Below are 19,918 nucleotides of genomic sequence, written 5' to 3'. Positions count from 1 at the left end.
CGGAGTAGGCCTGCCACTTCACTGGCGGGCCTTGGTCGACTGGTTCAATTAAGGTTTATTGTATGAGTAAGGATCTGGTTTTTCACACTACGGCTGTCAGTGCCTCTGCGAGAGCCCTGGTGAAAGGGCAAAAACCTGCAGTCATCTGGCTTACTGGATTGAGTGGTGCGGGAAAGTCGACGATTGCCAATGCGCTGGAGCAGGCCCTGGTTGAAAAAGGCCGGCATACGTTTTTGCTTGATGGCGACAATCTGCGGATGGGGCTGTGCAAGGATCTCGGTTTCGCGGATGTCGATCGCGTTGAAAATATTCGGCGAGTTGCAGAAGTTTCCAAACTGCTCGTCGATGCTGGATTGATCGTGATCACCGCTTTCATTTCACCCTTCCAGCAAGATCGCGCGATGGCGCGTGACGTCATCGGCCCCGACGAGTTTGTCGAAGTATTTGTAGACACTTCGTTGGAGGAATGTGAACGACGCGATCCTAAAGGGCTGTACGGTAAAGCTCGGGCCGGTGAAATCAAAAATTTCACCGGTATCGACTCGGCGTATGAGGCGCCTACCAACCCGAATATTCGCATTAATACTGTCGAAGAAGATCTGGCAGTGTCAGTGAATCGGGTTTTAGACTACCTCGACAAACGGTCCGCTCAATGAAGACGCTCGTCATTATCGGGGCTGGTTTTAGCGGTGCGGTCACTGCCGCTCAGTTCCTGCGTCATAGCCCTCCTGATGTTCGAGTCGTATTGATTAACCGTTCGGGCACGATGGCACGAGGCCTGGCCTACGGAACAAACAGCTCGCTGCATTTGCTTAATGTGCCTGCCGGCAATATGAGTGCCTATGTTGAAGAACCTGATCATTTTTTGCGGTTTTGCCAAGCACTGAATCCTGCCTACACCGCATCATCATTTGTACCTCGGAAACTTTACGGCGACTACTTGGCCGCAGTCTTGGATCATGCCGAAAAGCACAGTTCCGTGGGGGTAAGACTTGAGCGCGTAGTCTCGGAAGTGCGCCGCCTAAGACCAGATGGCGCGGGGGCTGTCCTGGAGTTGGTCAATGGCCAGCGTATCAAGGCAGATCAAGTGGTGCTGGCGTTTGGTAATTTTTCTCCGCTTGATCCTCCGGGATTTTCTACATCCATGAGCCCTCAGCGTTACCAGTCAGACCCTTGGTCTGGCGGAGCAATGCCCGTGGCTGAAATAGATAGTCCGATACTTTTGGTCGGAGCAGGGCTGACAGCCCTGGATGTATCGCTTGGATTGTTACAGCAGGGGCATCGTGGACCCATCCACATGGTTTCTCGGCGCGGACTTCGCCCGTTGCCACATCGGCCGCAACGTCCGGCCCATGAAGTGCCGGTTGGTCTCGTCGACACACTGATGCAGGCACCACCGACGATACGTGAATACATGCGTCTGATTCGCTACGAAATCGATGCCGCACGACTGCATGATCTTGATTGGCGAGACCTGCTCGCGGTCTTGCGTTCCGGTACCCCAGCATTGTGGGGGCGGTTGTCAGATATCGAGCGCCGACGCTTCTTGCGCCATGTCCAGCCTTACTGGGATGTGCATCGCCATCGGGTTGCGCCAGCTGCTTACCAGCGCTTCGAAGAGGCGGTAGCGGGTGGACAGATCCGTTCAATGGCGGGGCGCATTCAAAAAATTGCTTCAGACTCCGCTGGTTTGACAATTGATATCCAGTTGCGTGGCGAACAGCAAGTGGAGCAAATCAATGTTGCTCGAGTCATCAACTGTACCGGCCCCAATACAAACTTGCGACGTGTCAATGACGGTCTGATTACTCAGCTCATAGGGGAGGGGCTGGTACAACTTGATCCCTTCGGTCTGGGATTAAATGTCGATGAGAAGCTTGCGGTGAAAGGTGCTGACGGTGAAGCGCCCTCTTGGCTGCACTACATTGGCCCAATGCTCAAGGCGGATTTTTGGGAAGCTACAGCAGTCCCTGAGTTGCGGCAACACGCGAAATCTCTAGCGTCCAGTCTGGTCAACTTGATTCGCTGAAAAAACTATCCCGTTAACTAGTGTTTGCGTGATAGAGGGTATGGGATCCATAAAGCCCACTTTCTAAGAAGTGGGCTTTATGTTTTACCATGGCGTCCTGACGAGCAGTTCCACGGCAGCAAGGCTTCATAGTCTTTTACCGACAAGGCCTGCGGCAGGTGTTCCAATGCGTGGCGCGGCCACGCATAGGGCTCCTGGCCATTTGCTTTGGCCGTTTCGACCAGACTGTAAAGTTGCGCATTGGCCCTCGCCCCGTTGGGGGGGGGCGCTGAACAGCCAGTTCTTTCTGCCGATGACGAAGAGCCGGATGGCCCTCGGCATCGTTGTTATCGATCGGTAAGTAACCAGTCTCGGTGTAGCGCAACCATTTCTTTTCGGAAGCGGCGTGCTTTCAGATGATGGGCGTGTCGGAAGAAGAGATTCAAGCGGCACGCCAGACAGGCCCGGACCGATACGCGGAGATTCAAGCAAGCCTTCCTTGGCCAGAGCAACTTCAGCCTACTGAACTGCTAGGAGCCGTTCAGGATGTTATGGAGCTGCTAAACCACGGGCTGAGTCATTGCTTTTGCTGCGTTGGGTATTGTTTTGCGCTTGTAACGAATACAAGGTTGTTCAATGAGATACCAACTTGCTAGGCAAGTTGGTATCAGGACAGCCATCAGTATCCAACTTGCACTCTGGATATCCGTGATCCGGCATTTCTCAGTGATGAATAATAAAATTGGAACATGATAAATATATATGCCGTAACTGATATCTGGTATGCGAAACCCGATTATCCTGAACCCCGCAATCCCTACCCAAACCACCGCCATTGCTTGAAGCAGTTGGCGAGCTGGAAGATATGGTGTTAAGAGAGTAAACACGAGGAATGCCCAGGGTGCGAAGCGTCCGAGAATATGAAGTTTTTTTCTGTATAGAAACGCCAAGTTTCCTACAAAGAAGGCTTGGGCTAGCATGGCAAGTGTGATCGCAAGTGGACCAAAGCGATAAGCTGACAAAACGTACACGGTAGCAGCAGCCGCAATGAGGGCAAACCATATAAAGTGAGGTTTTTTGTATGCGCCGATGGCCCATAACCCAGCTAAAAGTAGATATGCAAGCTCCTCCCACGCAAGCGACCATAGTGCCTGGTTAGTGTAACCTTTTTCAGGTATGTAAATTCCGCCTGAAAGCCAAGTGGTTACAGCGTTTATAGCTACCTGAAAATCAAACAACGCAAATATCAATAAAATGGATACGCTTAGAGCTGGAAGTATTCTAAGAGCTCGCCTTTTTGCAAAATCTTTTAGCGAGACTTTCTCGCTGTAACTCTTCAGTACCACAACACCACTGATGGCAAGGAATGCCGGTACCGCCATAATCCAAGCATTCCAAGCGGTATTCGGTGTTGAGAATAAATATAGATGCGCTACAACCACCTCTAATGCTAGAAGTAAGCGGAGGATATCGAAATTAGGGTAGCGTTCCGAAGTGGACAAGTCCGTTCGAGTCATAGTTATTTCATGCCGGTTTGATCCATGAGCTTCGCTGGGGTACGGGATCAGCGTGCTGATGGATGTGTATAAAAAATGATACAAATGATGCCAAAACGCCGGCATGGTATCTGAAAAAGTGTTAGTCCACCACTTTAATTGGTTGCAAGTGAGTGTGTTTCGTATTCGCTCTTTGCAAATAAGCAACCGCCAGTTCGGCGGCTTTTTTTTGCATGGAGAAAACTACGCCACCACCATGCCGAAGGCTCCGGCCTGGGCTGTGGGAACGAAACAGACGCTGAAGCTCGGGCATCATGTCTTCTTAAAGGATGTGCCATGAGTCCCCTGCTGTGGTGGAAATTTTGCGGTGTGCTGTTGCTAATGCTGCTCACGGCTGGCGGTATCTGGAAGGTGCAGGACTGGCGCTGTGGCAAGCAGATGGCGGAACAGGCCGGCCCTGCACAAAGATGATCTGGACGCCGTCAGCAACGCGGCCGCCGTCCTGGTGCGCGCCGATCAGGACAAGCGTCTGGCCCTAGAGCAGCGCCTATCGACCAACGAGCAAACCCATTACAGGAAATTGAGCGATGCACAAAAAGCCTAGACTCGCCTGCGCGAACGCCTTGCTACTTCTGATCTGTGTCTGTCAGTCCTCCTTGCCGCGGATTCAGCCGGTGTCTGTAACGTGCTCAAAACCTCCGGAACCGGCGGTGTGGGTTATGCAGGAGTACGAGTCGAACTTGTCCCAGCGTTTGCTCAACGAGTTGTCGCCATCGCCAATGAAGGCGACAGGGGATTGATCGATTTAAGGCATGCCAAGTGTACGCAAGGGATTTGTAACGCTGAACCGAACGCCCCAAGCTTCGTGTTTCTGGGTTTTACGGATAGAATGATTGAAATTTTGTTGGCGTAAATTTGATGCAGCAACAGCATATTAATAATCTAGATGGGTTTAGAGGCTTTGCTGCTCTCGTAGTAGTCGTGAGTCATTACAGCAACCTTACAGGTATGTTTGGCGGTGTGCTGGGTGAGGGGGGAGGGCAGGCCGGGGTTATGCTGTTCTTTATGCTGACCGGATTTTTGATTGGCAAGCTTCATCTTGATCAGGAGTTTACCAAGTCAAGCTTAGTTGAGTATGTGTTTAAGCGTGTTGCTCGGGTTTATCCGCTTTTTCTACTTGTTTCTGCTTTGCCTGCCTTCCTGGCTTGGTCAGGATTCCCGGGGAAGATAGCATTATCGGAAATTGATTCGGTAAGTGTTTATCTGGGGCAGGTTGCATTGGTTGAGCGTGGCTTTAGCGTGCTCTGGACTATTCAGATTGAATTCATTTTCTACATGGCTTTCGTTGCAATATGGTTCTTTGCATCTAGGTTCGGGAAAATGGCGACGGCCGCTACGCTGCTGGGTATCACCTGTCTGTTGGTGGCTGGAGGGTTAAGTTATAGTTATGATTTTTTCAATAGATGTCACTATTTCATATTTGGACTGATTGTAGTGAACGCATCAAGCTATAAGGTTGTTTCGGACTCAACCAAGATTAGATCGGTGATAGGCGTTCTACTATTGCTGAGCGTACCTGCCACGTTTCCTAAGTTTTCAAGATTGTACTTTGATCTTGAAATTGACTCTTGGCGTAGCTTTATCGTAATGGCTCAGTTTGTCACTCTTTTTGTTCTGGTTGTTTCTGATAGGTACTATTTATCTGCGATCCTTTCGTGGAGTCCTCTGAGGTGGGTTGGTAAAATTTCATACTCTGTTTACCTGCTTCATTACTTTGTGCTTCTTTCGCTATTGTCCTGGCTTCCTTCAGGTGATAGCTACTTAATTAGTTTTTCTCTAGTTTTGGCTGTCACTCTACTTATTTCGTGGTTGAGCTATAAATTTGTGGAGAGGCCTTTGCAGAGAGTGGTTTTGGCGCCGCTGAAATCATTTAAGTACTCTGGGAGGCTTTCAGAAAGTGGTCGTATATAAAGTTTGAACTCCAGCATAGACCTATAGTCTGCTTCGTCAAAAGTATCGGCTGACACGGGGCGAACGGCAGTGTTGGCTGGGGGGCGGGCCTGCTGTGACAAAGTCGCGAATGCGCTGTATTGGGAAAGGTGTCCGCACATGGGGTGACTTTAATATCCAACTCTACTAGGGCGGCCAAGCCGTCAATGGATTGTCGGAAGTCCGGGGGTAGAGATAGACTTTTCAACTTTGGCATCGGGTCGCATCATGAGGGGCAGGCTCCAGAAAGTAATTGGGAGCACAGCATCGAACATCAAATTCTGGCTTGGAATTCGGAGCTCATGGAACGGTTATGGTTAACTGGCGAGCTGTATAAAAAGGGCTATGTAAGTAGCCCTTTTTAGTGTGCCCAGCATGTGCGCAATTTTGTAGATGAAGGTCCGTAAGCGCTCCATAAAGCCCACATTCAAAGTCGCCCCCTGGCCCCGATGCTGTACTCCCAGTTACTTTCCGGAGCCAACATGGGTGATCAGGGTTTATGGACCGCTATAGTCAATTAACCTGCATCCTACTTAGTTCTGTGGGGAGACTGCGGCGTCGTTCGATTTCTTCTTTAAACAATAAGCAAATGAACATAAGGCTGATGATGTCGCCTGCAAACAGAACCCTGTACCCAGATTCGTAGGCCGTCGGCGAGAGGCCTACCAATGCAGTTACAGCTACGTGAAGTAGCAAGAGGAACGTAGCGAAGTAAAATTTGCTGTCGCTGGTGATGACGTTTCTCACGATGTAGATAATGCTAACAAGTGATAAGAGAGTCAACGTGTAGGAAACGTAGTAACTCAGACCAAGCCCCATGCTCAGGTAGCGAATTGAGAAATATTCGTTACCTCCAGAATTGAATATGTATCCAAAAACGCCGCCTTGAAAAATGCCGCAGATGGCCAGCAAGAAGGCAAGCTTTTTTAAGTGGAAGTTGTTGTTAAGAGAGAGTAGTAGCAATAGCAGGGCTATCAATTTTGGGTAGAGGTTTTTTGAGTCAATAAAGTGGTGGTTGAAAACATCAAGCCCGGTCGTTATTTTTTTGAAAAAAGAGTAGTCGGTGAATTCTGGCATGTATCTCAGTTCTGAAGTCATGCGTAGATAGTTTCCGGGCGCAGACAGCAGAAAGGAAAAACCAGCAACCGCTATCGCCAATATAAGGCATCTATAGAGAAGGGCATTTTTTTTGTCCCAAATCAAAGAAACTACTAATACACTGAGCATTGATACCCCCGCCTGTTCTGATTGCGAAGCAATAAAGGCGAGGGGAAGTGCGAGTATTTTTTCTGGCGTTGAAAACGCTGATGGCCGTATGAAGGTTGTGCAAACGAAAACGGCAGATGTAATCGGCAGCAAATAGTTGTAAAAACCAGTAACATAGTAAACTGTAGTGTCTAGAATGCTATGGCTGATAAGCAATGTCAGGAACGTGCAGAGAATAATGCCATAGGCATAATGAAAGGTGTTTGAAAAAAAAGCTTTCCAGGTGGAGTAGGCGCTTAAAAGCACGAAAGTTGGGATCGCAAGCTTCCAGAAAGTTGGTAGGCCTATAGTCGTAAACATGATGCCTTCAATTGCTATCCGGCCGGTCCATGTATAGTAACGTTTAGTCAGATAGTCTAATTGGGTCGCACCTGATGTGGCGGCTGATAGGAATGTGTAGTCGTCCGAGAACGGCTTTAGCTCCAGATTGAAGAAAAAGCTCAAATAAAAAAATGTAAGAAATAGTAAAAATAGAAGTGCCTTTTTGGTTTCTGAGTCAAATCGCAGTGCAGGCATTTTCGCCTCCGTAATATATAACGCCTTTTGAGTCTTCGATGTACAGCTTTATAGTATTGCCGTAGCGATGACGGAGCCGGTAACTCATTGCTGATGCGGAGAATCCATGTAAATGGAATTCACTTTTTATCTTAAAGAAATCGCTGACATCCTTTCTGTTCAGGCGGTGAGTGATCAGTTCGATTGCCCCGTTTTTTCCCGCGGCAATAATATGAATTTTAATTGTGTCGTTAGGGGGCGGCATAAGCGCCCAGCCACTGACTGATATCCAGAATGGGCCAATTTCACACTTGTCAAAGTTGGCTTTCAGATCGGGAGTGTAGTTGTTTTCTGTAGGGAGTTTGGCGATTTTTGTCGTGTTGTTTGCGAAGAAAAGGGAAATTCCCACCAGTATCGAGATAGCAATTGCAAAGATATATGTGGCGGGTGAAAAATTTAACACGCTTTTGAGCGTTGTGTTGTGAAGTGGCTTGAGCACTTTTTGTATCCTGTTGGTTTTTTTTTGTCTGTTATAGTTCAGTTCTGGGCTTGTTGAATACAAATTCTTTGTTGAGAAGGTAGAAAGCTATCGTGTATGAAGCCATGGCGAAGATTTGGGCTACTTCTGCGTGTACTCCTATCCAACGGTAAACTATCATTAGCACCAACTGGTTTAGAGTGAATGAGATGGCAAAGGCAAGAACAAATTTCGGGATCGTGCTTCTGTCAGTTGTTGACTGACTAAAGACGAAAGTCTTGTTAAATAAAAATGCTGCAATCAATGCTACTCCATAGCCAATCGCGTTAGCATATGCCGGATTCATGTTGAACAGAGTGACCAGTATCAGGAATACGCCATAGCCGATTACTGTATTGGCGATGCCTGCAAAGATGTATTTTAGCGGTTGCATTATTTGCGAAGCTTCCTATGCGTGCGATAAGTCTTTAGACAATTGATTGAACATCTGCAGACCTTTTGGTTTGTCGGCGTACTCTTCTAAAGACTTCCAATAGGCAAGGGTGTTTTCCAGTTGCTCAATATTCCTTGGGCCTATGACTACCCCTGACAGTGAAGGATTTACGTAAGATGCAGCCATTGCCAACTCATTGAGTGTCATCGGGCGAGGCACGAACCCATGGTCTGAGTTAAGGAAGTGTCCAAGCCTCTCGGTCAGCGATTGGGGAATATTTATCTGGCGTAATTCTATCGAGCTATTTGTTTGCGGCGCTTCGATCTTCAGCCCACCCAAGTTGATCCCGTAGGCAAGATACTTTGCCTTGGGAAACCATGTTTGATAGGCCTCACGAGCGGCACGTGTCATAAAGTTTTCTTTAACTTGGATTATCCATTTCTCTGCCAGGGTTGGGTCGGCCTTGAAGTACAGTTCCGGATACTTTATGCCCGACAAACCAATGGAAAACCCCGCTTTTTCCAGTTTTGACATGGCATCAACGGTTTGCGCAATGGCTGCTAGTTGGTGCTCGTCATCTGCCCTGTTGTCCCAGTGGATCGAGATGCAAGACAGTGCGTCGCCAAACTGGCTCTTCAGCGTGTCGGCAGCTCGCTCAATGTGGTCGGGCGTGAGGTTTACATCGGGGGAGCCCATGTTGTCCCTGGAGCCGATTTTTACGGTAAGCGCAAGGTTGGTGTCACCACCGTGTTGCTTTACCCAGTCAGCCATCCAGTTGACAGCAAGCCCAAAGTCTTCCTTGTGCTTGTTGATCGGGTAATTGGTGGCGGTATCGACAATGCTGCCGCCACTTTGCAAGAAGTGCTCGAGTAGCTTATAGGCTTCGCGGCGCTCTATGCCCCAGCCCCAGAGAGCTGTGCCCAGCACTAGTTTTTTGTTATCGGGTGCGAACGTCGACATGTTCATACTCCAGGCTTGGTGTTGTTCAGGCGCTGGCGTAAAGAGAACATTGCCTTCAGGTACTCAATGATCAATTTGATAACTTTGACTTTTGAATTAGGGTCGTCGGTCCAGGTGACCGGCAAATCCAGTACACGGTATTTCAGGTGTTCACCAGTGATAAGGATTTCGGTGGCGAAGAACCAGCCATCACTTTGTGCTCCGGTTTTCATCAGCGGACCGAGAATGTTTCGCTGCAGAAATTTGAAACCACACATGCCGTCACTGAATGACGTATTGAAAATAAGTTTCACAATAGAGTTGAAGCCTAAGCTTGTGACATTCCTCAGAGGTTTTCGACCAATTACTTTCGCACCTTTTGCGAGGCGAGAGCCAGTGACGATGTCAGCGTTGTTCGCCTTGAGTGCTTCCAGTGCCGGGCGCAAGTGGCGTAAGTCGGTTGCTAGATCCAGGTCCATGTAGCCGACAATGTCTGCGGTGGATTGGGTCCAGGATGCTTTGAGGGCACGACCGACGCCACGCTCTTCCAGACGCAGATATCGCACGCCGGGCAACTTGCTTTGCAGTTCACGCGCAATTTCCGGCGTTCTATCGGTTGATCCGTTGTCGGCCAGCACGATATGGATATCGCCAATATCCGTCAAATTATTGAGGATATAGTCGCGAGTTTTATTAACTTGATCCGCCAGCGTCGCTTCTTCGTTCAAGATGGGGATTGTAATTTCAATCGATGGATTCATTTTCGTTGCTCTGAAAGGGTTGTCTGCGTGCTGGTTAGATTTTCAGTTTCAAGCTTTTCCAGAACGTCATAGATGTTGTCGATTTTCCCACCCAGGATTGAGTAGCATCCCGGAAGCGCATCGTGTTTTTCGAACAGGATGGGCCTGCCATCGTCGCCTTCATTCTTTGTAAGAATGGTTTTCACTTCAAAAAGTGATTCTACATATTGGGCATCCAGCGCGGATGGCAGATAGCGACCTATATCGCGAATCATGCGGTCAACACGGGTTGCGCGATCGTAATTGTCCAGTTTTCGGTAGGGGTCGCTACCCAACTCGTCAGTCCAGTGCATATGAGGTGTATACCGTACGTGCGATACGGTATGCAGGCCTCGGGCAGGAAATGGCATGATGGAAAAAAATGGACCGTCCATGACCGTGATGCCCACATCCTGAAGCACGGACGGTACCTGCATGAGCGCCATTTCTGTGACTTCCTGCTTCAAGCCTGTTTGTGTGCCTGGAAAGTCGCCACCAAACTGATTGAGACCGCTATAGGTACAATTAAATACATATCGGCAGGTGATGAGTTCCTGCGCTTTGCCCTCGGGAGCGAGGGTGACATTCAGAGCGTTGTCAGGGCTGTGGGATATTGCGACAGCCCGGGTCTGCAGGCGGATGTTCACACCGCTTTCGTTCAGTTCACGCAGTGCCCATTGAGCCAGTCTGGTTGTATCGAATGCATATTCTTCAACCAGAAAAACCTCTTCGATCAGGCGCGGTTCAAATAACGCCCGCAGTGCAGGTGTGGCCGGTTCGATCCGGGCACCGATCTCTCGATAAAAACGTTCAAACTGATTCGCGGTGACTTTGGAATTGCGCCGAGCGATGGCATACAGCTTAGTAAAGTCCTGCTTGACCGCGTCAGGCCAGTCCTGAACGAATTTTGGTAGGTTGATGCGACTGCGGTACGCCGTGGTGAAGCTTCGGGGGTAGTGATAACCGTTGTGTACTCGTGCCTGATTATTGTACGAGGCACGGGACAGCAGCGTGGATTCTCGCTCGATCAAAGTGACACGTTTCATGCCGCGTTGCTTGGCCAGGTAGACGGCGATTGCTGCACCGTAAAACCCCCCTCCGATGACAACCGCGTCTTGCATATTATCAATAGCCGCCATCAGGCAACTCGACCAGAAGCAGACGGGGAGGGAGGAGCAGTCTGAGAGGCTACCTCTTCAATATTCAGTTTCTCGTGCCGCGTTATGCGGGCGCTCGTGAACTCTTGGGCAATGTGATAGAGCGGTCCTTCGTTCGACAGGCTGGTCATGTGCAGGATGTACTCCCCAAGCACCATGAGAACCAGAGATATCAGGAAGAACATGCCGGACTGCTGCAAGGAAAGGCTGATCCAACCCGGGGCAATATGCGGATTCAAGAAGCCACTAGCGACGACATAAAATGAGTAGATCAAGTTGGCGACGGCACCAAACAACGAAAGCGAGGTGACTAACCGCATCGGCGCTCGAGTCGTTGAGACCAATAGCAGCATGCCCCGGTCCACACTTTCACGCAGGCGCTTGGTCTGAGTCACTCGGGGCTTGGAACTGTAAATAAGATTGGCGCGAGCGAATCCGCCAGTGGCGGGAAGATGGCGGTAGGTGACAGATGGCTGCGGGTGTTGCAGGATGAAGTTGATTACTCGTTTGCTGAGCAGCCGATACTGGGGGGCTTCAGTGGCCAGATGAATGCCATTGAACGATTTGTAGGCCTTATTGAATATTTTGTAGGCGGTCTCGTAAGCAAAGCTTTGTGGCGGTTTTTGCTTGTTGTTGGCGAAAACCACATCCGCGCCACTGACTGCCTTGTCGAGCATCTCAGGCAGAAAGGCGATGTCATCGGCCAAAGGATCTATCACGACTACGAAATCCCCCAAGGCATTTTCCAGACCTGCCCAGGATGCAGTGTCGGTGTCGACTTCCTTGGTCAGAGCATAAACTTGCAAGTTTGGAAGGCCGTTTTCAGTGGTCAGACCTTTCAATATCGATATACTTTCGTCGTCCGACGCGTTGTCGACAACAATTAGTTCGTAATCACTAACGAGCGAGGACATTCGTTCGACCGTGTCTGCCAGGATACTTCCTATATGGTTTGATTGGTTGCGCACAACAAACACAACCGAGAGAAATACCGGAAAAAATACCATTTAGAGTTCCTCCAGACGCCTGCCAGTTGGCCGTCGCCCATATTTTCGAAAAAAAAGCGCGTAATCTTAATCTGCAGGGTAGAGGACGTCACCCTTTTCGTTCATGGCCATTTGCAGGCAATCGCGCACAACCCCGCTTCCCAAGGCTTCTGGAGACTACCTCTGCTACGTACGACAAACGCGACACATCGTGTACCCTTCATCACTTTCGTAATCACAGCAACACACGGCGCGCTTTGGTTCGTTGTGCGAAACGGTCTTGGGGTCGCTATCAGCGGGATTTTCTACTTTGCTTCTGAGCAACCTTCTGCGTCCATGAAGGATGTGTCGCTCATAGCTGACCTACATTTCGGAGTGATGTAATCAATGATTTTCTGGTGGTTCATACCGGCTGTCTGCGGCCTTTCTTTTGGTTTGACTGCAGCACTGCGTCGATATGCACTGGCACGTAGCATGCTCGATGTGCCGAATGATCGCAGCTCGCATACTGTACCGACTCCTAGGGGCGGTGGCGTTTCAATCGTAGTGACCTTTCTCGTTTGCCTCGCGGCAATGTGGGGGGAGGATTTGATTGATTTCCGGTTTTTTTGGGGAGCAGCGGGTGCGGGAGTGCTCGTGGCAGTCGTCGGGTTTATGGATGATCATGGTCATATTGCCGCCCGTTGGCGCTTGCTTGGCCATTTTGCCGGCGCAGGGTGGGTGCTGGTCTGGACGGGGGGGCTCGCTCCTATAGAGATCGCCGGAATTGTTTTGAACCTGAGTTGGGTCGGGGATGTCTTTGCGTTGTTCTATTTGGTGTGGCTGCTGAATCTATACAACTTCATGGATGGGATTGACGGAATCGCCAGCGTCGAGGCCATCTGCGTCTGTCTGGGGGCTTGTCTGCTTTACTGGGCGGATGGTCACCTGAATTTGATATGGGGACCACTGTTGCTGGCGATGGCGGTTCTGGGATTTCTATTCTGGAATTTTCCGCCAGCGAAAATATTCATGGGGGACGCGGCGAGCGGTTTTCTGGGGCTTATCTTGGGGGTGCTGTCGCTTCAAGCTGCTGCGGTCGAACCTCGCTTTCTTTGGGGGTGGCTGATCCTGCTCGGAGTCTTTATTGTCGATGCGACGTTTACCTTGCTACGACGCCTGTTGCGTGGCGACAAGGTCTATGAAGCCCACAGAAGCCACGCTTATCAGTACGCCTCGCGTCACTATGGACGTCATTTGCCAGTGACGATGGCCGTCGCCTTGATCAATGTGTTCTGGTTGTTGCCCCTTGCATTTTGTGTGACTTCTTTTGGTCTGGATGGAGCGCTTGGGGTGTTGATAGCTTACATTCCGTTACTGGTAATAGCTGTTAGATATCGTGCGGGGGAATTGGAAGTCAGGACTGTTAACCGCTGATCACTGATAAATTCAGAATGATTTCGGATTATTCCGTACAATGAGCACAGATTTTGTGAGGGGATGGGCCTGGTCGGGTGAGGTTTATGGATAAAATACGCGCCTTTTTGCTAGGTTTGCCACGTAGGCAAAAACGACTGATTCAAGTTACCACAGACATTTTTCTGGTCTGGGTTTCGCTCTGGCTTGCGTTCATCGTCCGCCTAGGCATCGACGATATGTACAATCCTTTGAGGGTCCATTTCTGGCTATTCCTCAGCGCTCCGATTGTAGCTATCCCGCTTTTCATACGCTTCGGCATGTATCGCGCCGTCATGCGCTATTTCGGCAATGATGCGCTGATCGCAATCGTCAAGGCGGTCAGCCTGTCATCGCTGATCCTGGCGGTCGTTGTCTACTGGTACAGCAACCACCAAACCGTCGTCCCACGCTCCATCATCTTCAACTACTGGTGGCTAAGCATGGTAATCATCGGCGGCCTACGCCTATGCATGCGCCAATACTTCATGGGTGACTGGTTCACCGCTGCCCAGCACGTCCCCTTCACCAGCCGCGACGACGGCCTCACCAAAGTCGCCATCTACGGCGCAGGCGTGGCCGGTAATCAGTTGGTTGCTGCATTACGCATGGGCCGAGTCATGCGCCCAGTGGCCTTCATCGACGACGATTCCAGCATCGCCGATCGCTCTATCTCAGGCCTCCAGGTGTACAAACCCAAACACATCCAGCAGATGATCGACGTCACCGGCGCTCAGGAAATCCTCCTGGCGCTCCCATCATCCACCCGCGCCCGGCGCCGGGAAATTCTCAATCTGCTGGAAGGTTATCCGCTTCACGTGCGAAGTGTCCCGAATTTCACCGATCTGGCCAGCGGTCGGGTCAAGGTTGAAGACATTCAGGAAGTGGATATCGCTGATTTGCTGGGCCGTGATGCCGTGCCAGCCCAGGCCGATTTGCTTGAGCGCTGTATCAAAGGCAAGACAGTGATGGTTACTGGTGCTGGTGGGTCGATCGGTTCGGAGCTGTGCCGGCAGATTTTCTCCCTTGGCCCGACCACGCTTTTGCTGTTTGAGCACAGTGAATTCAACCTTTACAGCATCCTGTCGGAATTGGAGCAGCGCGCCAGCCGTGAGTCGGTATCGGTTCAGTTGCTGCCCATTCTCGGTTCCATCCGTCACCCGCACAAGTTGCTCGATGTGATGAAGACCTGGCGCGTGGATACCGTTTATCACGCGGCGGCTTATAAACATGTGCCGATGGTCGAGCACAACATTGCCGAAGGCGTGCTCAATAATGTCATCGGCACGTTGAACACTGCTCAGGCTGCCTTGCAGTCGGGTGTGGCCAACTTCGTGCTGATCTCCACCGATAAAGCCGTGCGTCCGACCAACATCATGGGCAGCACCAAGCGTCTGGCGGAGTTGACCCTTCAGGCCCTCAGTCGTGAAATTGCTCCGGTGCTGTTTGGCGATAAAGCCAATGTGTCCCGGGTCAATAAAACCCGTTTCACCATGGTTCGTTTTGGCAATGTGTTGGGGTCGTCCGGTTCGGTGATCCCGCTGTTCCATAGTCAGATCAAGTCGGGTGGGCCTTTGACGGTGACCCATCCGAAGATTACCCGTTACTTCATGACCATCCCCGAAGCCGCGCAACTGGTGATCCAGGCCGGTTCCATGGGGCAGGGCGGTGATGTGTTCGTGCTGGATATGGGCGAGCCGGTGAGGATTGTCGAGCTGGCGGAGAAGATGATTCATCTGTCTGGTTTGAGCATCCGTTCCGAGCGAAATCCCCAGGGCGATATTTCGATCGAGTTCACGGGCTTGCGTCCGGGAGAGAAGCTCTACGAAGAGTTGCTGATCGGGGATAACGTCGCGGCGACGCCGCATCCAATGATCATGACGGCCAATGAAGATCATTTGCCCTGGGATGTGCTCAAGAGCCGTTTGACTGATTTGTTGTTGGCTGTCGAGCAGGACGATTATTCCCGCGTGCGTCAACTCCTGCGCGAAACGGTCAGCGGCTATACCCCCGACGGGGAGATTGTCGACTGGATTCATCAGCAACGCCGCCTCGAACCCTGATTGTTTCACATCCTGTAACGGACACATTTTTGACAGCTCCACCACATCGCCTAAGTTTGGAAGGCAGCTTCGGAAAAGCTGCTTTCTCAATCGATGTCATGGAGCTTCATTTATGCGTACTGGCTATTTCTACTCTCTGGTTTTTGCCCTGCTCACCAGCGCCTCTATTGCGGCCATCGCTGCGCCGACGACTGCGCCAGAGGCTGCCAAGGCACCCTTGATGCTGGATGTTGCTGCCAAGGCTCAAACCGCCAAGGTCGATCTCAATGGCGCCGATGCGCCGACGCTGCAGCGCGAGTTGTCCGGGATCGGTGAGGCGAAGGCCAAGGCGATTGTTGCTTATCGTGAGAGTAACGGGCCGTTTTCGTCCGTCGACGAATTGCTGGAAGTGAAGGGGATTGGCAAGGCTATTCTGGACAAGAATCGCGAGAAGCTGGAAGTGAACTAAGCTTGTAGATCCACGCCAAGAGGCCGGTCATTGACCGGCCTTTTTGCATATTGCCGCAGAGGGCGATCTGGAGCCTTTCATCGGGACGGGAAAAATTACGTCTATCATATGACGCTTAAATTATGCCTATAATAAATTCGTCATTTGTTGATGCGCCCTGATTTTCAGACGCTCACCTTCCTCAAGCATCCTCCAGGAGCACAGTCATGAATTCTGTCCAGACCCAAGGTACGGCCCTCGTCACCGGCGCATCTTCCGGCATCGGTGCGGTTTACGCGGAGCGGTTGGCGGCGCGTGGTTTTGATTTGTTGCTGGTGGCCCGTGATCAGGAACGGCTGGAGGCTGCGGCGAGCAAGTTGCGTGCAGCGCATGGGGTTCAGGTGGAGGTGCTGAAGGCGGATCTGACGCAAAAGGATGATGTGTTGAAGCTTGAGCAGCGCCTGCGTAGCGATTCGAGTATCAGCCTGTTGCTGAATAACGCCGGTGTCGCGGCGGATGGTTTGCTCGCCAACGCCGATATGGATCAGCTGGAGCGCTTGATTCAATTGAACGTCACAGCGGTGACGCGGTTGGCCTCGGCGGCGGCAGCGGGTTTTTCTAAGGCCGGTCGCGGGACGATCATTAACATTGCATCGGTGGTGGCTTTGTTTCCCGAGCAGTTCAATGCGACGTACAGCGCGAGCAAGGCTTATGTGTTGAGCCTGACTCAGTCGTTGAACGCCGAACTGCAGGGCACCGGGGTTCAGGTTCAAGCGGTGTTGCCGGGCGTCACACGTACCGAGATCCTGGAGCGGTCCGGTATCGATGCGTCCCAGATTCCGGCGGACATGATCATGGAAGCAGGGGAGATGGTCGACGCGGCATTGTCGGGTCTGGACCAGGGTGAGTTGATCACCATTCCTTCGTTACCGAATGCCTCCGAGTGGGAGGCCTTTATGGCGGCGCGTCATGCGATGGCGCCGAATCTGTCTAGAAGCACGGCCGCCACGCGTTACAAGTGAGGCGCCATGAATCGGCTTGAGGTATTTGCGTTATGAGTAATCGTCGAGTGGTCGTCACGGGCATGGGCCTGGTGTCGCCGTTAGGTAGTGGCGTCGAAGCGGTTTGGGCGCGTTTGTTGGCCGGGCGTTCCGGGTTGCGGGCGTTGCCGGACGAGGTGGTTGCCGATCTGACCACCAAGGTCGGTGGCGCGGTGCAGACGCTGGCGGAAGATCCCGAGGCGGGTTTTGATCCGGACCGGGCGACGCCGCCCAAAGAGCAGAAGAAGATGGACCGTTTCATTATGTTTGCCATGGAGGCGGCGCGTCAGGCACTGGAGCAGGCCGATTGGCATCCGCAAGACGTCAACGCCCAGGAACGCACTGCCACCATTATTGGCTCGGGCGTGGGTGGTTTCGGCGCGATTGCCGATGCGGTGCGCACCACCGACAACCGTGGCCCGCGACGTTTGTCTCCGTTCACCATTCCGTCGTTTCTGGTCAACCTCGCGGCGGGCCATGTGTCGATTGAGCACGGTTTCAAGGGCCCTTTGGGCGCTCCGGTAACGGCGTGCGCGGCCGGGGTTCAGGCGATTGGTGACGCGGCGCGGCTGATTCGCTGCGGTGAGGCAGATATTGCGGTGTGTGGCGGTGCGGAGGCGGCGATCGATCGTGTCAGCCTTGCCGGGTTTGCGGCGGCTCGGGCGTTGTCCAGTGGTTACAACGACACCCCGGAACGCGCCTCGCGGCCGTTCGACAGTGGGCGTGATGGCTTTGTGATGGGCGAAGGCTCGGGCTTGCTGGTGATCGAATCCCTGGAGCATGCCCTGGCGCGCGGCGCTCAGCCGTTGGCCGAACTGGTCGGTTACGGCACCAGTGCCGATGCCTATCATCTGACCGCGGGGCCTGAAGATGGCAGCGGTGCGCGTCGGGCGATGTCGCTGGCGTTGGCCCAGGCGGGCATTTCGCCAGCGCAGGTGCAGCATCTCAACGCTCACGCGACCTCGACCCCGGTGGGGGATTTGGGGGAGTTGGCGGCCATCAAATCGTTGTTCGGCTCGGACAACAAGATAGCGGTGACGTCGACCAAATCGGCCACCGGGCATTTGCTCGGCGCTGCCGGCGGGATCGAGGCGATCTTTACCCTGTTGGCGCTCCGCGATCAGGTGGTGCCGGCGACGCTTAACTTTGATAACCCGGATCCGGCAACGCAAGGGGTGGACATCGTTCATGGTCAGGCGCGGCCGATGACCATCGATTACGCGTTATCCAATGGTTTCGGGTTTGGTGGCGTCAATGCCAGTGTGTTGTTCAAATACTGGGAGGAGTAGTTCAAGGTAGATGGCACGAATAGTGATTACTCATTCGCTGGCGATTGTTGAACAATCACGAGGCATTGAGTATGAGCAGCGGACTGTCCCTGGCCGACCACATCACATTGGAGTTGCGCGCTGACATCATCGGCGGTCGTTTGCTGCCGGGCATGGCGCTGGTGGAAAACGATCTGGTGTCGGCTTACAACGCCTCGCGAAACACGATTCGCGAGGCGTTGCATCGTCTGGGTCAGGAAGGGCTGACCCGTTATGTGCGCAATAAGGGTATGACGGTGCGCAGGTTGGGAGCGGATGATGTGCGCGATCTGTTCAAGGTCCGTCGCACCCTGGAGCTGCAAGCCATCAGCGCCAGTCAGCCATTGCGTGAGTATCAGTCCGACCGGATGCTCGAAGCCCTGGAGGCCACCGAACTGGCTCGGGAGCGTGAGGACTGGCGTGCGGTCGGCACTCACAGTCTGGCGTTTCATCAACACATCGTCGGATTGCTGCGCAGTCCGTTGTTCGATGAGTTCTTCACCAATGTCGTCGCGCAACTGCGCCTGGTGTTTTGCACCGCTCCCGATGAATCACGTTTTCAGGCGCCTTGGCTGGCCCGCGACCGGCAGATACATGACTTGCTGGCCGACGGCGACAAGCGCGCAGCCGGGGACGCGATGAGCCTGTATCTCGACGATTCCGAACACCTCCTGTTGCAGATGCTTGCCCTTTCTTCCCATCACTGATCGAGGATTTGTGCCATGTACAAAGACTATCCGGCGGCCTATCAAGTCAGCAAAGGCTCGGCCTTGCAGGTGGACACGGCTTTCTACGAGAGAGTCCGGGACAAGAAAGAGGGGCGCACGCTGATCGAACAATTCGAAGTGCCGATCCGCACTGGCCGCGCCTGGAATGTGCCAGCCGGGCATGTGTTCAGGGTCACGACCCCAGTCGGCCCGCAAGTCGGGGACTTCAATGTCTGGAATGCCCATGACCCGCGCGAGCGTTTGTGGGCGGCGCGAACCCGGCAGTTGCAAGGGGCGCATGTCAGCATTCATGACCGGCTCTGGTCGAACCTGCCATTTTTGCGGCCGCTGGTGACCATCACCGACGATAGCCTGGCCGGGTACGGCATCGACGAACATGGCGGGCGTTTGCACGACTTGCTGGGGACGCGGTGCGATCCGTATGTGAACAAAATGCTCACCGGCGAGGACTTCCATCATCACTGCCACTCGAATTTGACGCGCGCCGTGTTACCCCATGGCCTGACCGAGTTTGACGTGCATGATGTGCTGAACATTTTCCAGTGCACGGGTCTGAACCACGACGACATGTACTTCATGAAAGCTTGTCCGGCGCAGAAGGGTGATTATCTGGAGTTCTTTGCCGAGATTGATCTGCTGTGTGCGTTGTCGACGTGCCCGGGTGGCGATTTGTCCCTGGCCATGTGGGGGCCGGATGCGCAGGATCCGCTGAGTGTGTGTCGCCCGTTGGGAGTTGAGATTTATCGGTTGGAAGAGTCGTTGCTTGAAGGCTGGAGCCAACCGGAACGTGCGGTCTATAAAGGGCTGCATGGCTTGCACATCGCCAAGGCCGATTGGGAAAAGTAAGCGCTAAAAGCAAGAGCAAAAAGATCGCAGCCTTCGGCAGCTCCTAC

18 protein-coding genes and 3 pseudogenes are annotated in these 19,918 nt (G+C 52.4%); 12 read left to right on the top strand and 9 right to left on the bottom strand.

The window, feature by feature from the left end:
- The first annotated feature begins 62 nt into the window (after positions 1 to 62).
- Together cysC and AC1RQB_RS06060 are read left to right on the top strand one after the other, a co-directional pair.
- The gene (gene cysC / locus AC1RQB_RS06065; RefSeq protein WP_063341125.1) at positions 63 to 656 is read left to right on the top strand and encodes an adenylyl-sulfate kinase; all 594 of its coding nucleotides are present in this window, start codon (positions 63 to 65) and stop codon (positions 654 to 656) included.
- Positions 653 to 2,029 (top strand): FAD/NAD(P)-binding protein, encoded by a 1,377-nt coding sequence (locus AC1RQB_RS06060; RefSeq protein WP_063341124.1) that lies wholly within the window; start codon positions 653 to 655, stop codon positions 2,027 to 2,029. Before cysC ends, AC1RQB_RS06060 begins: the two co-directional genes overlap by 4 nt.
- 77 nt (positions 2,030 to 2,106) lie before the next feature.
- Here the strand turns inward: AC1RQB_RS06060 and AC1RQB_RS06055 are convergent.
- Positions 2,107 to 2,390 (bottom strand): annotated as a pseudogene (locus tag AC1RQB_RS06055) (transposase domain-containing protein); the annotation flags it as partial.
- 178 nt (positions 2,391 to 2,568) lie between these two features.
- Positions 2,569 to 3,525, bottom strand: a complete 957-nt coding sequence (locus AC1RQB_RS06050; protein ID WP_063341123.1) for an acyltransferase family protein — start codon at positions 3,523 to 3,525, stop codon at positions 2,569 to 2,571.
- 223 nt (positions 3,526 to 3,748) lie between these two features.
- Between AC1RQB_RS06050 and AC1RQB_RS06045 the strand changes: the two are divergent.
- The 3 genes and pseudogenes from AC1RQB_RS06045 to AC1RQB_RS06035 form a co-directional block, all read left to right on the top strand.
- A pseudogene (locus AC1RQB_RS06045) lies at positions 3,749 to 3,844 on the top strand (cell wall hydrolase); the annotation flags it as partial.
- Positions 3,841 to 4,344, top strand: a pseudogene (locus tag AC1RQB_RS06040) (lysis protein). The pseudogenes AC1RQB_RS06045 and AC1RQB_RS06040, both read left to right, overlap by 4 nt.
- 78 nt (positions 4,345 to 4,422) lie before the next feature.
- Positions 4,423 to 5,475, top strand: a complete 1,053-nt coding sequence (locus AC1RQB_RS06035; RefSeq protein WP_063341121.1) for an acyltransferase family protein — start codon at positions 4,423 to 4,425, stop codon at positions 5,473 to 5,475.
- 531 nt (positions 5,476 to 6,006) lie between these two features.
- Here the strand turns inward: AC1RQB_RS06035 and AC1RQB_RS06030 are convergent.
- Genes AC1RQB_RS06030 through AC1RQB_RS06000 form a run of 7 tightly spaced genes read right to left on the bottom strand, consistent with a single transcriptional unit; the run spans position 6,007 to position 12,047 of the window.
- Positions 6,007 to 7,275: a hypothetical protein gene (locus AC1RQB_RS06030; RefSeq protein ID WP_063341120.1), complete on the bottom strand. Its 1,269-nt coding sequence runs from the start codon at positions 7,273 to 7,275 to the stop codon at positions 6,007 to 6,009.
- Positions 7,256 to 7,753 (bottom strand): hypothetical protein, encoded by a 498-nt coding sequence (locus tag AC1RQB_RS06025; protein ID WP_063341119.1) that lies wholly within the window; start codon positions 7,751 to 7,753, stop codon positions 7,256 to 7,258. Before AC1RQB_RS06025 ends, AC1RQB_RS06030 begins: the two co-directional genes overlap by 20 nt.
- A 31-nt stretch (positions 7,754 to 7,784) precedes the next feature.
- Positions 7,785 to 8,165, bottom strand: coding sequence for a GtrA family protein (locus AC1RQB_RS06020; protein ID WP_063341118.1), 381 nt, complete (start codon positions 8,163 to 8,165; stop codon positions 7,785 to 7,787).
- Between the two features lie 15 nt (positions 8,166 to 8,180).
- Positions 8,181 to 9,125 carry an aldo/keto reductase gene (locus AC1RQB_RS06015; protein WP_063341117.1) on the bottom strand — a complete coding sequence of 315 codons (945 nt, stop codon included), beginning with the start codon at positions 9,123 to 9,125 and terminating at the stop codon, positions 8,181 to 8,183.
- A 2-nt stretch (positions 9,126 to 9,127) separates the two neighbouring features.
- A complete protein-coding gene (locus AC1RQB_RS06010) occupies positions 9,128 to 9,865 on the bottom strand; it encodes a glycosyltransferase (RefSeq protein WP_063341116.1) in 738 nt (245 codons plus the stop codon).
- On the bottom strand, positions 9,862 to 11,022 hold the full coding sequence (locus AC1RQB_RS06005; RefSeq protein WP_063341115.1) for an NAD(P)/FAD-dependent oxidoreductase: 1,161 nt from the start codon (positions 11,020 to 11,022) through the stop codon (positions 9,862 to 9,864). The genes AC1RQB_RS06010 and AC1RQB_RS06005 overlap by 4 nt, the downstream gene beginning before the upstream one ends.
- Positions 11,022 to 12,047, bottom strand: a complete 1,026-nt coding sequence (locus tag AC1RQB_RS06000; RefSeq protein ID WP_207267299.1) for a glycosyltransferase — start codon at positions 12,045 to 12,047, stop codon at positions 11,022 to 11,024. Before AC1RQB_RS06000 ends, AC1RQB_RS06005 begins: the two co-directional genes overlap by 1 nt.
- 366 nt (positions 12,048 to 12,413) lie before the next feature.
- Between AC1RQB_RS06000 and AC1RQB_RS05995 the strand changes: the two genes are divergently transcribed.
- From AC1RQB_RS05995 to AC1RQB_RS05965, 7 genes are all read left to right on the top strand, one after another.
- Complete coding sequence (locus AC1RQB_RS05995; protein ID WP_063341114.1) at positions 12,414 to 13,442, top strand: MraY family glycosyltransferase; 1,029 nt, start codon at positions 12,414 to 12,416, stop codon at positions 13,440 to 13,442.
- 86 nt (positions 13,443 to 13,528) lie between these two features.
- The gene (locus AC1RQB_RS05990; protein WP_207267297.1) at positions 13,529 to 15,523 is read left to right on the top strand and encodes a polysaccharide biosynthesis protein; all 1,995 of its coding nucleotides are present in this window, start codon (positions 13,529 to 13,531) and stop codon (positions 15,521 to 15,523) included.
- Positions 15,524 to 15,635: 112 nt separating this feature from the next.
- Entirely contained in the window at positions 15,636 to 15,971 is a 336-nt protein-coding gene (locus AC1RQB_RS05985; RefSeq protein WP_063341113.1) for a ComEA family DNA-binding protein, read from the top strand.
- 206 nt (positions 15,972 to 16,177) lie between these two features.
- The gene (locus AC1RQB_RS05980; RefSeq protein ID WP_063341112.1) at positions 16,178 to 16,972 is read left to right on the top strand and encodes an SDR family NAD(P)-dependent oxidoreductase; all 795 of its coding nucleotides are present in this window, start codon (positions 16,178 to 16,180) and stop codon (positions 16,970 to 16,972) included.
- Between the two features lie 32 nt (positions 16,973 to 17,004).
- Positions 17,005 to 18,279 (top strand): beta-ketoacyl-ACP synthase II, encoded by a 1,275-nt coding sequence (gene fabF / locus AC1RQB_RS05975; RefSeq protein ID WP_063341111.1) that lies wholly within the window; start codon positions 17,005 to 17,007, stop codon positions 18,277 to 18,279.
- Positions 18,280 to 18,350: 71 nt separating this feature from the next.
- Positions 18,351 to 19,004 (top strand): GntR family transcriptional regulator, encoded by a 654-nt coding sequence (locus AC1RQB_RS05970; RefSeq protein WP_063341110.1) that lies wholly within the window; start codon positions 18,351 to 18,353, stop codon positions 19,002 to 19,004.
- A gap of 15 nt (positions 19,005 to 19,019) precedes the next feature.
- Positions 19,020 to 19,871 carry an urea carboxylase-associated family protein gene (locus tag AC1RQB_RS05965; RefSeq protein WP_063341109.1) on the top strand — a complete coding sequence of 284 codons (852 nt, stop codon included), beginning with the start codon at positions 19,020 to 19,022 and terminating at the stop codon, positions 19,869 to 19,871.
- The last annotated feature ends 47 nt before the right edge of the window (positions 19,872 to 19,918 follow it).

The sequence above is a fragment of the Pseudomonas sp. GW822-FHT02E03 genome (assembly GCF_058802325.1).
Note: the sequence above shows the minus strand (reverse complement) of the source record. Positions and strands in the feature narration are given on the sequence as shown.

Bases quoted from the DNA above. Each gene is read 5' to 3' on its own strand.
- AC1RQB_RS05980 (WP_063341112.1), top strand. From the start codon at position 16,178: ATGAATTCTGTCCAGACCCAAGGTACGGCCCTCGTCACCGGCGCATCT.
- fabF (WP_063341111.1), top strand. From the start codon at position 17,005: ATGAGTAATCGTCGAGTGGTCGTCACGGGCATGGGCCTGGTGTCGCCG.
- AC1RQB_RS05970 (WP_063341110.1), top strand. From the start codon at position 18,351: ATGAGCAGCGGACTGTCCCTGGCCGACCACATCACATTGGAGTTGCGC.
- AC1RQB_RS05990 (WP_207267297.1), top strand. From the start codon at position 13,529: ATGGATAAAATACGCGCCTTTTTGCTAGGTTTGCCACGTAGGCAAAAA.
- AC1RQB_RS06030 (WP_063341120.1), bottom strand. From the start codon at position 7,275: ATGCCTGCACTGCGATTTGACTCAGAAACCAAAAAGGCACTTCTATTT.
- AC1RQB_RS06010 (WP_063341116.1), bottom strand. From the start codon at position 9,865: ATGAATCCATCGATTGAAATTACAATCCCCATCTTGAACGAAGAAGCG.
- AC1RQB_RS06005 (WP_063341115.1), bottom strand. From the start codon at position 11,022: ATGGCGGCTATTGATAATATGCAAGACGCGGTTGTCATCGGAGGGGGG.
- AC1RQB_RS05985 (WP_063341113.1), top strand. From the start codon at position 15,636: ATGCGTACTGGCTATTTCTACTCTCTGGTTTTTGCCCTGCTCACCAGC.
- AC1RQB_RS06035 (WP_063341121.1), top strand. From the start codon at position 4,423: ATGCAGCAACAGCATATTAATAATCTAGATGGGTTTAGAGGCTTTGCT.
- AC1RQB_RS06015 (WP_063341117.1), bottom strand. From the start codon at position 9,125: ATGTCGACGTTCGCACCCGATAACAAAAAACTAGTGCTGGGCACAGCT.
- AC1RQB_RS06020 (WP_063341118.1), bottom strand. From the start codon at position 8,165: ATGCAACCGCTAAAATACATCTTTGCAGGCATCGCCAATACAGTAATC.
- AC1RQB_RS05965 (WP_063341109.1), top strand. From the start codon at position 19,020: ATGTACAAAGACTATCCGGCGGCCTATCAAGTCAGCAAAGGCTCGGCC.
- AC1RQB_RS06060 (WP_063341124.1), top strand. From the start codon at position 653: ATGAAGACGCTCGTCATTATCGGGGCTGGTTTTAGCGGTGCGGTCACT.
- AC1RQB_RS06050 (WP_063341123.1), bottom strand. From the start codon at position 3,525: ATGACTCGAACGGACTTGTCCACTTCGGAACGCTACCCTAATTTCGAT.
- cysC (WP_063341125.1), top strand. From the start codon at position 63: ATGAGTAAGGATCTGGTTTTTCACACTACGGCTGTCAGTGCCTCTGCG.
- AC1RQB_RS05995 (WP_063341114.1), top strand. From the start codon at position 12,414: ATGATTTTCTGGTGGTTCATACCGGCTGTCTGCGGCCTTTCTTTTGGT.
- AC1RQB_RS06000 (WP_207267299.1), bottom strand. From the start codon at position 12,047: ATGGTATTTTTTCCGGTATTTCTCTCGGTTGTGTTTGTTGTGCGCAAC.